14 protein-coding genes are annotated in these 12,375 nt (G+C 37.0%); all 14 read right to left on the minus strand.

Going from position 1 to position 12,375, the window contains the following annotated elements; genetic code table 11:
- Positions 1-2: 2 nt before the first annotated feature.
- Complete coding sequence (rseP, locus tag E6X37_RS02825; protein WP_008600853.1) at positions 3-1,019, minus strand: RIP metalloprotease RseP; 1,017 nt, start codon at positions 1,017-1,019, stop codon at positions 3-5.
- A gap of 8 nt (positions 1,020-1,027) precedes the next feature.
- A complete protein-coding gene (locus tag E6X37_RS02830; RefSeq protein ID WP_060919769.1) occupies positions 1,028-2,173 on the minus strand; it encodes a 1-deoxy-D-xylulose-5-phosphate reductoisomerase in 1,146 nt (381 codons plus the stop codon).
- Between the two features lie 18 nt (positions 2,174-2,191).
- Positions 2,192-3,016, minus strand: a complete 825-nt coding sequence (locus E6X37_RS02835; protein ID WP_060919768.1) for a phosphatidate cytidylyltransferase — start codon at positions 3,014-3,016, stop codon at positions 2,192-2,194.
- 3 nt (positions 3,017-3,019) lie between these two features.
- Positions 3,020-3,784: an isoprenyl transferase gene (locus E6X37_RS02840; protein WP_008713849.1), complete on the minus strand. Its 765-nt coding sequence runs from the start codon at positions 3,782-3,784 to the stop codon at positions 3,020-3,022.
- A complete protein-coding gene (locus E6X37_RS02845; RefSeq protein ID WP_004697100.1) occupies positions 3,765-4,016 on the minus strand; it encodes a hypothetical protein in 252 nt (83 codons plus the stop codon). The genes E6X37_RS02840 and E6X37_RS02845 overlap by 20 nt, the downstream gene beginning before the upstream one ends.
- Positions 4,016-4,576, minus strand: coding sequence for a ribosome recycling factor (frr, locus tag E6X37_RS02850; RefSeq protein ID WP_008713847.1), 561 nt, complete (start codon positions 4,574-4,576; stop codon positions 4,016-4,018). Before frr ends, E6X37_RS02845 begins: the two co-directional genes overlap by 1 nt.
- Positions 4,577-4,581: 5 nt before the next feature.
- On the minus strand, positions 4,582-5,307 hold the full coding sequence (gene pyrH / locus E6X37_RS02855) for a UMP kinase (RefSeq protein WP_008713845.1): 726 nt from the start codon (positions 5,305-5,307) through the stop codon (positions 4,582-4,584).
- Between the two features lie 62 nt (positions 5,308-5,369).
- Positions 5,370-6,050 carry a translation elongation factor Ts gene (gene tsf, locus E6X37_RS02860; protein WP_004695689.1) on the minus strand — a complete coding sequence of 227 codons (681 nt, stop codon included), beginning with the start codon at positions 6,048-6,050 and terminating at the stop codon, positions 5,370-5,372.
- 98 nt (positions 6,051-6,148) lie between these two features.
- A complete protein-coding gene (gene rpsB / locus E6X37_RS02865; RefSeq protein ID WP_004695687.1) occupies positions 6,149-6,901 on the minus strand; it encodes a 30S ribosomal protein S2 in 753 nt (250 codons plus the stop codon).
- Positions 6,902-7,154: 253 nt separating this feature from the next.
- On the minus strand, positions 7,155-7,805 hold the full coding sequence (gene rpe / locus E6X37_RS02870) for a ribulose-phosphate 3-epimerase (protein ID WP_101928244.1): 651 nt from the start codon (positions 7,803-7,805) through the stop codon (positions 7,155-7,157).
- Position 7,806: 1 nt separating this feature from the next.
- Positions 7,807-8,670, minus strand: coding sequence for a ribosome small subunit-dependent GTPase A (gene rsgA, locus E6X37_RS02875; RefSeq protein WP_156697534.1), 864 nt, complete (start codon positions 8,668-8,670; stop codon positions 7,807-7,809).
- A gap of 8 nt (positions 8,671-8,678) precedes the next feature.
- Positions 8,679-10,604 (minus strand): Stk1 family PASTA domain-containing Ser/Thr kinase, encoded by a 1,926-nt coding sequence (gene pknB / locus E6X37_RS02880; RefSeq protein ID WP_042466902.1) that lies wholly within the window; start codon positions 10,602-10,604, stop codon positions 8,679-8,681.
- A 27-nt stretch (positions 10,605-10,631) separates the two neighbouring features.
- Entirely contained in the window at positions 10,632-11,333 is a 702-nt protein-coding gene (locus tag E6X37_RS02885) for a Stp1/IreP family PP2C-type Ser/Thr phosphatase (RefSeq protein ID WP_004697417.1), read from the minus strand.
- Complete coding sequence (gene rlmN / locus E6X37_RS02890; protein ID WP_156697533.1) at positions 11,326-12,372, minus strand: dual-specificity RNA methyltransferase RlmN; 1,047 nt, start codon at positions 12,370-12,372, stop codon at positions 11,326-11,328. Before rlmN ends, E6X37_RS02885 begins: the two co-directional genes overlap by 8 nt.
- Positions 12,373-12,375: the final 3 nt, after the last annotated feature.

Genomic DNA, 12,375 nt, shown 5'->3' on the forward strand with positions numbered 1-12,375 from the left:
TCTTATAGTAAACGGAAAATATCCTGCGTTGTTACATATAAGAATAATGCTACCATTAAGGCAACCCCAACCATTTGTATATACATAAGAGCTTTAGCAGGTAATCTACGGCCTGTTATAGCTTCCGCCAAGATAATAATCAAGTGACCACCATCTAAAACAGGTAATGGTAAAAGATTAATAACCCCTAAGTTAATACTAAGGAATGCAGCAAAACTTAATAGTGGTGCAAATCCTGATTGTGCAATAGTACCTGCCATTTGGGAAATTCCTACTGGACCAGATAATTCGGCTGCTTGTGTGCCACGAATCATATCGTAAATCCCACTGACCATAGCAACAATAGTTTGCCCCGTCCGACTAACAGCAAGGCTCAAAGATTCACCAATACTATATGTTTCACGAGTAAAGCTAGGGTAGATGCCAATCTTAGGACTATCTTGTTCCATTTTAGGTATTACCGTAGTCTCTATAGTTTGTCCTTCACGCTCTACAACAACAGTTACACCATGGTTTGCTGTGCCTTGTAAGCTAGGACGAATATCATCCCAAGTACTAATTTTTTTACCATCAATCGTAATAATTCTATCGTTAGCTTCTAAATGAGCCTGTTCTGCAGAACTACCCGCAATAATGTTACCAATTACAGGTTCATTTGTATATGTAAGATTTCCTACAGTCACATTTAGGCCAAAGAAAAGTACAATGGCTAATATAAAGTTAAATACAGCCCCTGCAGAAATAACAATAAATTTTTTCCACGCAGGTTTATTATAAAAGGAGCGCTCATTAAGAGGCTCGTCAGGTGTCATACCAGCAATACGATTAAATCCTCCAAGAGGAATTATACGAATAGAATATAAAGTTTCCCCTTTTTGTACTTTAAATATGGCTGGACCAAAACCTATAGCAAATTCATCAACTTGCATACCTGACATCTTAGCTGTAATAAAATGGCCTAATTCATGAATAAACACAATTAAACCAAATACAAATATTGTGGCTAATGCCGTAATCATATATTCTCCTATAACATCAACGATGTTGCCTTTTCACGGGCCCATCTATCGATGGATAATAAATTATCTAATGTAAAATCATCTTCTGGTCCCATAGATTCAAGAACAGAAGTAACGACTTTATAAATATCACCAAAGGCGATTTTATCTTCTAAAAAGGCATATACTGCCGTTTCATTAGCTGCATTAAATACAGCAGGTTTAAATCCACTAGCACGTCCCACCTCATACGCAAGTCGAAGTGCAGGAAAATCGTCATACCGTGGAGGTAAAAACTCCAAATGTAGTGCTTGACTAAAATCAAGATGATTCATACTTAAAACTTCACGTTTGGGATACGTCAAAGCATATTGAATGGGCTCGCGCATATCTGGATTACCCATTTGCGCTAATATCGCACCATCCTTCATACGTATCATAGAATGAACAATACTTTGAGGATGTACTACTACATCAATATGATCAAAATCAAAACCAAATAACCAATGAGCTTCTATTACCTCTAAGCCTTTATTGAATAAAGAGGCAGAGTCTATAGTTATTTTATTACCCATATTCCAGGTAGGATGTCGCAAACAATCTGCAGCAGTTGCAGTTTGAATTTTACTAGAATCCCATGTGCGTAAAGGTCCACCAGAAGCAGTGACAATTAAAGAATCAACATTGTCACGCTTCTGTCCTTCTAAGCACTGAAATATAGCACTATGTTCACTATCGATAGGTAGGATTTGCACGCCATGTTCTTTAGCTAAAGCCGTAATTAATGGACCTCCAGCAACAAGAGTTTCTTTATTAGCAAGACCTATAGTCTTCCCTTGTTTTATAGCTTCCACTGTAGGCTCAATTCCCGCAGCACCTACAATAGCAGTAACAATCATTGTTGCTTCTTGAATTGTAGCTGCTGCAATGAGGGCTTCCTTACCACCTATCAATTTTGTAGGACCTGTATAGCGTGCTTGTAATTCTTTAAAAGCACCTTCATCTACAAGACCAGCCACCAAAGGTTTATATTCTTTAATCTGATGTTCTAAGAGGTCAATATTATGATGTGCCACTAAGGCAACCACCTTGAATTGATCTGGATGTTGAGACACCACATCAAGCGTCTGTGTACCGATTGAGCCAGTACTGCCGATAATACTTAGGTATTTCATAAGTGTACCTCTATAAAATTAGTACGAAAATAGCAATATATATACTAATGTAATGGGAGCCGCAAATAATAAACTATCAAAGCGATCCAATACACCGCCATGACCTGGTAATAATGTACCAGAATCTTTTACATTACATAGTCGTTTAATCTTTGATTCAAACAAATCACCTAATGGTGCTAATATACCGCTAATCATACCTACATGGATTCCCATCCACCAAGGAATGCCAACGATATACGAAAATACTGCACCTGTAAGGATACAGCCGATAAATCCACCAATAAAACCTTCTAGTGTTTTATTAGGACTAATGGATGGTACTATTTTACGTTTACCAAGAGCTCGACCTGAAAAGTATGCAAAGGTATCGCTAGCCCAAGTAGTAAACAATAATAACCAAAGTGTAATAGTGCCCCAGTTATATAGTTCAAAAGGCATTGATAAATCCATGTAAATTGAGTCATGACGAATCAAGAGTAATGAAGTCATACCCATACCAATATATAATAAACCAAATACACTAAAGGATACACTAGACATCGAGTACTTACTTTCACCAAATGTACACAACATATAATTGGCAAATAAACTTAATACTAAAATAGCTATAGCTATAATATACTGATGACATGCAAGAGCAATCATTAGCAATAAAATGCTAATATATCCCCATATAATGGATATCCGAACACGTTTAGCTTTACCAAGTAATACAAACTCACGCCACCCTAATAAAGCTAAAAGTGTAATTAGCACATCATATACTAATCCACCAAATGTAATGGCCCCTAAGGCAATAATAAAACCAATAACAGCGGTAATAACACGTGTTTTTAACATTTTTTATTCCTCATCACATAAGCCACCAAATCGGCGTTCTCGTTTCTGATATGCCGCCACAGCTTCAAGTAAAGTTTCCTTAGTAAAATCTGGCCAATGCAAATCGGTAAACCAAAATTCAGCATACGCTAGTTGCCATAACAAAAAATTACTAATTCTAAAATCACTACTAGGACGAATTAATAAATCTACATCACTAAACTCTTTAGTGAATAATTGAGAACTTACATATTCTTCAGTAATTTTGTCCATTGTAATAACGCCATCCGCAACGGATTTTACAATGTCGCGGATAGTTCTAACTATTTCATCACGCCCACCATAGTTAATCGCTAACTGTAATGTGAGGCCTGTATTATTCTGAGTTAATAATTCTGCATCTTGAATGATTTTTTGTAGGTTTTCTGAAAGCCCTCCAATAAAACCAATAAATCGAATGCGTACATTATGTTCATGCATATACTTAACATTATTATTTAAGTATTCTTTTATGAGAGACATAAGTAAAGAAACTTCCTGTTCAGGACGTTTCCAGTTCTCCGTGGAGAAACCATATACCGTAAGAGCTCTAATTCCGATCTCATCTGCGGCCATAACAATTTCTTTTAATACATCTGCACCAGCACGATGCCCCATGGAGCGCGGCATGCCTCTGCGTTTAGCCCATCGTCCATTACCATCCATAATAATAGCAACATGTTGTGGAATTATATTACGATCAATGACAGGCGTATCAGAACGTTTACGGTTAAATAATTTCTTTAGCATAGTCTACCTCGATAGAATTTCCGAAGTCGCTGGCAATCATTGGTCTATATAGTAGTATATGCAAGCACTCATCAACCTTTGTAATACGTGCCACATAAAATCCTTTATCTGAAATTTCAAAGAAGCGATTAAAGGATCCACCAATCATTACCTTAAAAGGAATATGGGCAGCCTGCAAACGAGACTTTGCAAGCTGCCATGGTATTCCAATAAGGCTATTAGAATCAAACATTATACTTCTAATACGTCCTTTTCTTTTACTACTTTTAACTCATCGATTTGCTTAACTTTAGCATCGGTAAGCTTTTGGATTTGATCTAAACCGTCTTTAGCATCATCTTCAGTAATCGTTTTAGCTTTCTCTTCTTTTTTTAATGCTTCATTTACATCGCGACGAATGTTGCGCACTGCAACTTTTGCATCTTCAGCCTTTTTATGAACTACTTTAACGATTTCTTTACGACGTTCCTCAGTTAATTGAGGAATACTTAAACGAATTTGTGCACCATCATTACCAGGGTTCAAACCTAAATCAGATTGTAAAATTGCTTTTTCAATAGCACCAATCATTGTTTTATCCCAAGGTGCAATCACAATCATGCGAGGTTCAGGCACGGAGATATTCGCAACTTGATTAATGGGTGATGGACTTCCATAGTAATCAACCATTACTTTATCAAGTAGTGCTACACTAGCACGGCCTGTACGAATAGATGCGAATTCATGTTTTAAAGCCTCAATAGACTTATTCATGCGGTCTTCTGCTTGTTGTAACAATTCTTTAATTTCCATATGAATTATTCTCCTCGAACAATGGTCCCTATTTCTTCACCTTTAGCAGCTTTTGTAATATTACCAGGAATATCCATGCTAAATACAATAATAGGAATATTGTTATCTTTACATAAAGTTGTAGATGTAGCATCCATTACTTTTAATTCTTTTGTGATAATCTCGTTATATGTTAATTCATCAAATTTAACAGCATTAGGATTTGTCTTAGGGTCAGAATCATATACGCCATCTGCAAATTTCTTTGCCATTAAAATAGCATCGGCTTCAATTTCAGCGGCCCGTAATGCAGCTGTTGTATCTGTAGAGAAGTAAGGTTTACCAAGGCCAGCACCGAAGATAACGATACGTTTTTTTTCTAAATGACGAATAGCGCGACGACGAATATAAGGTTCTGCAATTTCTTGCATTTCAATAGCTGTTTGAACACGTGTATCTACACCAGCTTGCTCTAATGCATCTTGCAATGCTAAGGAGTTCATCACTGTTGCTAGCATCCCCATATAGTCAGCAGTAGCACGATCCATACCTTGATTGCTACCAGCTAAACCTCTCCATAGGTTACCGCCACCAACAACAATCGCGATTTCTAAATCAGTGGATTTTGCTAAAGCAGCAATTTCTTTTGCAAATTCTTCAACAACATCAGGATTAATACCAAAACCTTGTTCACCTGCTAATGCTTCACCACTCAACTTTAAAACAATACGTCGAAACTTTCTTTTTGCCATATTTTTACTCCTCTATTGCAAAATAAGAGAACACTGTACGGTGTTCTCTTATTGTTTATTAATTATTTACCAACAGATGCCATTACTTCTGCTACGAAGTCATCTTGGCGTTTTTCAATGCCTTCACCTAAACCATAGCGAACAAAACGACGTACGTTGATGTTTTCACCGATTTTTGCAATACTTTCATTAATGATGTCTGTAACAGTTTTATCGCCATCTTTAATGAATACTTGTTCTAATAGGCAATTTTCTTTATAGAATTTTTCAATACGACCTGCAACCATTTTTTCTAAAACAGCTTCAGGTTTTGGTTTACGACCAGCTTTAACGTCTTCTTCAGCTTCTACTTTAGCTTGTTCCAATAATACTTGTTTTTCGTGTTCAATTACTTCAGTAGGAACTTCTTCACGGTTCAAGTATGTAGGATTTACAGCTGCAATTTGCATTGCGATGTCGCGTGCTAAATTTTGGAAATCATCAGTTTTTGCAACGAAGTCAGTTTCACAGTTAACTTCCACTAAAACACCGATACGACCACCAGCATGAATGTAGGATTGTACTACACCTTCAGCTGCAATACGACCAGCTTTTTTAGCTGCCGCAGCCAAACCTTTTTCACGAAGAAGGTCAACCGCTTTATCGATATTACCGTCAGTTTCAACCAATGCTTTTTTAGCGTCCATCATACCTGCGCCAGTCATGTCGCGCAATTCTTTTACCAAAGCAGCAGTAATTGCCATTATTTTGTTCCTCCTAGTATTAATTAAGGTAAGGATATAGTCCTTACCCCAATTATATATGTTATAGATTTATCTTTCAAATGCTAATACGACAACGATTAAGCTTTACCGTCTCGAACCATTTCAGCAGAGTCAGCTACCATGTTATCTAATGCTTCTTCAAAGGATTCGCCTTGACGACCTTCAAGAACAGCGTCAGCCATTTTACCAGCCAACAATTTAACAGCGCGAATAGCGTCATCATTTGCTGGAATTGGGAAATCAACTTCGTCTGGGTCGCAGTTAGTGTCAACTGTTGCAACTACAGGAATACCCAATTTTTTAGCTTCTGCAATAGCGATTTTTTCTTTTTTAGGATCTACTACGAAAAGAGCACCTGGCATTTTAGGCATATCTTTGATACCGCCAAGGTATTTTTCCAATTTATCCATTTCATGACGAAGACCGATAACTTCTTTTTTAGGCAATACTTCGAAAGTACCGTCTTCTGCCATAGCTTCCAATTGTTTTAAACGTTTAATACGAGTTTCAATTGTTTTGAAGTTAGTCAACATACCGCCCAACCAACGTTCGTTAACGAAGAACATGTTAGCACGGATAGCTTCTTCTTTAATAGCTTCTTGAGCTTGTTTTTTAGTACCTACGAACAAGATTACTTCGCCTTGGGAAGCAACTTCACGCAAGAAATTGTAAGCTTCTTCTACTTTTTTAACTGTTTTAGACAAATCAATGATATAAATACCATTGCGTTCAGTGAAGATGAATTTCGCCATTTTAGGGTTCCATCTTCTAGTCTGATGACCAAAGTGTACACCAGCCTCTAATAATTGTTTCATTGATACTACTGCCATTGTGGCACCTCCTGTTAATTAACCTCCGCCGCTTCATCCTTCGGGTCACCCAAAATTAGGCACAGTACCGAAGTCCACTGACGTGCATATTTTTCATACCTAATAATTCTAACAAAAAATCATGGCAAAAGCAAGCAAGGAGTGAGGAATTCTTTAAGTATTCCTCACTCCTTATTTTAAATACATTCTCTTTCTTATTGATGTACGATTTTATGTTCAAATTTGAATTATAGAATATTATGAAAATATTTATTTAATTATTGCGAATGGATTCAATCATACTTGCACGATCTTCAGCACCAAATACTGCAGAACCAGCAACTAAAACTGTAGCCCCCGCTCTTTTAATCGGTACACAAGTAATATCGTTAATACCACCGTCTACCTCAATGACTGCCGTTGAATTGTCTACTTCTTCTAACAATATCTTAGCTTGTTTAACTTTTTTTATTGCATTCTTAATAAAAGATTGTCCTCCAAATCCTGGATTCACAGACATAATTAAAATCATATCTAAATCTGCAGCTACATCTTCTAGTAGAGATACAGGTGTACTAGGATTCAATGCTACACCAGCCTTCATCCCACACTGCTTGATATGTTGAATCAAACGATGCATATGAGGTACAGTTTCTTGATGAAAAGTAAAATATTCTACACCAATTTTTGCAAATTCTTCTACATAATCACCAGGATTAGTAACCATCAAATGCACATCAAATGGTAATTTTGTATATGGACGAATGGCTTTCACAATGGGAGCACCAAAGGTTAGATTAGGAACAAAGTGTCCATCCATGATGTCGATATGTAATAAATCAGCCCCCGCTGCTTCAATAGATTTTAATTCCTCACTTAACACCGCAAAATTTGCGGAAAGCATAGATGGTGCAATTTTTATCATATTAAAACCTCTTTCGTTGACTTTCTATATCATTACGTATAGACATATAAGCATCATATCGTCCTTGATGAATATGACCAGCTTCTAGAGCAGCTTTAATCCCACAAATGGGTTCATGTTCATGATAGCAAGGACTAAATTTACAAGTATCAACATATTCACCAAATTCTGGGAATAATGTAGGCAATCTTTCAAGAGAAACATCATTAAATTCAATAGCACTAAATCCAGGTGTATCCATGATAAAAGAATCTGCATCTAAACTATATAAAGAAGCGTGACGAGTAGTATGTTTGCCACGTTTAATCTTATCACTTACCTCCCCAGTCCGGAAGGCGAATTTTGGGTCTACTGCGTTTAAAAGACTACTCTTACCAACACCAGATGGACCTGCAAAAGCTGTTACCTTATGTTGAAGCACATGACGTAAATCATCGATGCCTGTCATATTATATGTGGATGTCATCAAAACCTTATAACCAATTGATTTATAAAGATCAACCATAGTTTCCGTCTCTGAATCCATCAGGTCACATTTATTGATACATAGCACGATAGGTATATCCGCATGTTCAATCATAACGAGCATTTTATTAAGTAATAGCTCATTAATATCTGGTTCATGGGTAGCCACAACTAATACAACTTGGTCAATATTAGCTACTGCTGGACGTACCATCGAATTATGACGTCCATGGATGGATTCAACGAACCCATCCTCCGAAATCGTAACGCGATCACCCACAAGTAAACTATAACGACCTTTCTTAAGTCTGCCACGAACCTTACATTCATGAATGGTGCCCGTATCATCTTGTACATAAAAGTACCCATTCATATTTTTGACAACAATGCCTGTAATCATAGTACCTCTTATAATGCAGTTTCTTGCACTAATGCACCATTGAGGTATACCTCAATACGTACATTACCTACACCGGACACTTTTCGAACAATACGATCTCCAGGTTTATTGGTATCATCATAAATTACTGCGGAACCTTCATCATCTTTTACGACAATTTTAAGTTCTTGATTTTTAGAACCAGCTGGTACAGTAACATCTATAGTACCAGTTGTTTTATTACCACTGTTTCCATCTTTTTTATCAGATTTCTTTTTATCATCTTTGAACTCAGTCGTAAGATTTAATGTGGAGCCTTCGTCAATTTCATCGCCAGCTTTAATGCTTTGCTCTATAACCACAGATTTTTCTTCCACAGATCCAGATACTTGGTTTACACCTAGTTGAATATTACTCAATGTATCACGAGCATCTTTTAATGTCATACCAACAAGATTAGGTACTTTGACTTTCTTAGCCTTCGCTTTATTTACAACGAGATCAATTGTTGTCCCTTTAGACACTTTAGAATCTCCGGAAGGACTCTGAGCAATGATTACACCATCTTTTTTACCATCTACAGATTGCTGTGTTATTTTCCCCACAACTAAACCTAAATCTTTAAGTCGTTGACGGGCTTGATCCACAGTTAAATCAGTTAAATCTGGCACCGTAATATCGCCTACACCTTTAGAAACCACAAGATGGATTGTTCGTTGCTCTTTAACCTTCTCTCCAGCTCCAGGAGTTTGAGAAATAACTTGACCAGCTGGCACATCTGGATTTGTGACTTCACTTGTAGACACACGCAAATGTTTATCTTCTAAGATATTTTTTGCTACAGAAACTTGTTTGCCTACCACATTAGGTACATCTACTGTTGTATTACTCCAGAAATTACCGTAGCTTAAGAAAGCACCTAAAAATGCTACTAAGAAAATGACAGCAGCACCTAGAACGATGTATTTTTGTGGAATCGATGCAATTTTACTTAACATACTCTTCTTTTTACCCTCTTCTTTTCGTTCTTCTTGAATCGTACTAAGATCTTCAAGTGCTTCAGGATCAACAGCAGGAATCATTTGTGTAGCAAAGTCATATGGTTCATGACGTTGTGTTTTGCCCATCGTAAAACCTTGAGATAATCGCAAATCACTGATCATATCAGAGATAGAATCAAATCGATCAGCAGGATTTTTAGATAATGCTTTCATAACAACAGCTTCTAAAAGCGGAGGAATTGATGGATTATATCGTGTTGGAGGTTCTACCTTCTCACGAACATGTTTTAATGCTACCGCAATTGGCGTTTCCCCTTCAAATGGTACACGACCTGTAAGCATTTCATACAATACGACACCCAGAGAATAGATATCTGTATTGCCGTCTACCGGTTTACCACTAGCTTGCTCTGGTGATAAATAGTGTGCTGAACCCAAAATCGAATTCGTATACATAACTGTGTTAGTTGCATTTATTGCACGAGCAATACCAAAGTCAGTTACTTTAACGCGCCCCGTATTGGTAATAATAACATTATGTGGCTTTATATCACAATGAACAATGCCCATTGTATGCGCGTGTTCTAAGCCTTCAGCTATGGCGATAGTAAATTTAACAGCCTCATCTATGGACAGTCTTCCATGACGAGTTATATATTTTTTTAAGGTTTCACCATCTACATATTCCATGACAATGTAATGTAGATTTTGATCAAAACCTACATCATACATATTTACAATATTTGGATGATTTAATTTACCTGCCGCTTGTGCTTCTCGTTTAAATCGAGTCACAAATTCATCATCATTTGCAAAATTAGCATGCAATACTTTTATTGCTACTTGTCTACCTAGTAAGGTATCTTCTCCAAGGTATACATCAGCCATTCCACCAACGCCAATTTTATCAACAATTCGGTAGCGGTTATCTAGAAGTATGCCTTTTATATTCATAGTACTCATTATTTCTCCATTTCTAGATTAGATTGTTCCCACCACAATGGTCACATTATCTCCTGCTCCGACTTCATATACAGCTTCCATCAATGATTCAATAACCAACATATCATCATCCGTTGATTGTAATGCAGAGGCAATTACATCATCGGATACATAGCCACTTAATCCATCAGTGCAAAGTAAAATACGATCACCGGGAAGAATAGATTCTACGCCACTATCAACCTCTAAGATTTCATCAACACCAACTGCGCGAGTTAATAAATTCCGTTGAGGGTGATTTAGCATTTCATCCTTTGTAATCTCTCCAGCTGTTAATAATTCTTGTACCATAGAATGATCCGTAGTAATTTGTCGTAAATGACCATCTCTATATACATACAAACGACTATCACCAACACTTGCCCAGTAAAGTTGATTACCATTTATAGCTGTAACTACAGCGGTAGTACCCATACCAGCAAGACGTTCTTCACAAGCAACGCGATTTACAATACGTTGATTAGCGTGAATAATAGCATCACATAAGTCTTGTTGACCTATCGTTTCAAGGGAGGACAAATATTCTTTTATTTCATCTACAGCATAGGTACTTGCAATTTCACCACCGCTATAACCACCCATGCCATCAGTAACAGCACAAATATGGCCATCAATGAAGAAACGGTCCTCGTTACGCTGGCGCACAAGCCCAATTTTACTTAAACCAACAAAATTATTCATGATTCTCCTTTTTCCGACCATGAGCAGCCTTTAACTGCCCACATGCGGCTTGGATTGCATCGCCCATTTCCTTTCGTACCGTTACTGATACACCATAGGAACTGACGATGTCTTTAAATGTATTCATATTCGTAATAGATGGTTTATATAATTCAATATGTTCATTGCCATTAACTGGGATCAAGTTAACATGACAATTTGGGAAATCTTTACAGATTTTCCCCAAAGCATGAGCCTCATCCATAGATGCATTTAAAGAATCTATAAGAATATACTCAAAGGTAACACGACGCTGTGTCGTATTATAATAGTATTTTACCGCATCTAAGACTTCCGTCAATTCATAACGTGCCCCAACGGGCATAATACTACGACGAACTTCATTATTTGTAGCATGTAATGAAAGTGCTAAGGTTATTGGCAAACCTTCATCAGCTAATTTATAAATATTAGGAACCCAACCACAAGTGGAAATCGTCATCTTACGATAACTAATATTACAAATCATAGGATCATGTAGTAGTTGTAATGCTTGTAATACATTATCATAATTTTGTAACGGCTCCCCTGCGCCCATAACGACAACAGAATGTATTTCCTCTTTAGTAAGAGCCCCAAATATGACAACTTGTCCAATAATCTCAGCGACTGTTAAATCTCTGTATAAGCCACCTTGTGTAGAAGCACAGAATACACATCCCATAGCACACCCCACTTGAGAGGAAACACATACAGAATACCCATAGTGTTGCTCCATCAAAACTGCTTCCACACGACTTTGATCTGTCATCTCTACAAGAATTTTGCGAGTCTTTCCATCAGGGGCAATAGACTCTGTAATTAATGTAGGTAAAGAAATAACACAATTATCATTTAGCCATTGACGCAAGTCTTTCGGAAATTGTGTCATGTCTTCAAAATCAAAAATATATCTATGATAGATATAGTCAATTAACTGTTTCGCTCGAAACTTTTGTATATTATGGGTCTTAAAGATAGATTGTAATTCTTCTAAAGACTTACCCAATAATTCTATCATGGT

It is taken from the genome of Veillonella parvula (assembly GCF_032550495.1).
Classification (GTDB): Bacteria; Bacillota; Negativicutes; order Veillonellales; family Veillonellaceae; genus Veillonella; species Veillonella parvula_G.

Bases quoted from the DNA above. Each gene is read 5' to 3' on its own strand.
- E6X37_RS02845 (WP_004697100.1), bottom strand. From the start codon at position 4,016: ATGTTTGATTCTAATAGCCTTATTGGAATACCATGGCAGCTTGCAAAG.
- rsgA (WP_156697534.1), bottom strand. From the start codon at position 8,670: ATGATTACAGGCATTGTTGTCAAAAATATGAATGGGTACTTTTATGTA.
- frr (WP_008713847.1), bottom strand. From the start codon at position 4,576: ATGGAAATTAAAGAATTGTTACAACAAGCAGAAGACCGCATGAATAAG.
- E6X37_RS02835 (WP_060919768.1), bottom strand. From the start codon at position 3,016: ATGTTAAAAACACGTGTTATTACCGCTGTTATTGGTTTTATTATTGCC.
- E6X37_RS02840 (WP_008713849.1), bottom strand. From the start codon at position 3,784: ATGCTAAAGAAATTATTTAACCGTAAACGTTCTGATACGCCTGTCATT.
- pyrH (WP_008713845.1), bottom strand. From the start codon at position 5,307: ATGGCAAAAAGAAAGTTTCGACGTATTGTTTTAAAGTTGAGTGGTGAA.
- tsf (WP_004695689.1), bottom strand. From the start codon at position 6,050: ATGGCAATTACTGCTGCTTTGGTAAAAGAATTGCGCGACATGACTGGC.
- pknB (WP_042466902.1), bottom strand. From the start codon at position 10,604: ATGAATATAAAAGGCATACTTCTAGATAACCGCTACCGAATTGTTGAT.
- rseP (WP_008600853.1), bottom strand. From the start codon at position 1,019: ATGATTACGGCATTAGCCACAATATTTGTATTTGGTTTAATTGTGTTT.
- E6X37_RS02830 (WP_060919769.1), bottom strand. From the start codon at position 2,173: ATGAAATACCTAAGTATTATCGGCAGTACTGGCTCAATCGGTACACAG.
- rpsB (WP_004695687.1), bottom strand. From the start codon at position 6,901: ATGGCAGTAGTATCAATGAAACAATTATTAGAGGCTGGTGTACACTTT.
- E6X37_RS02885 (WP_004697417.1), bottom strand. From the start codon at position 11,333: ATGAATAATTTTGTTGGTTTAAGTAAAATTGGGCTTGTGCGCCAGCGT.
- rlmN (WP_156697533.1), bottom strand. From the start codon at position 12,372: ATGATAGAATTATTGGGTAAGTCTTTAGAAGAATTACAATCTATCTTT.
- rpe (WP_101928244.1), bottom strand. From the start codon at position 7,805: ATGATAAAAATTGCACCATCTATGCTTTCCGCAAATTTTGCGGTGTTA.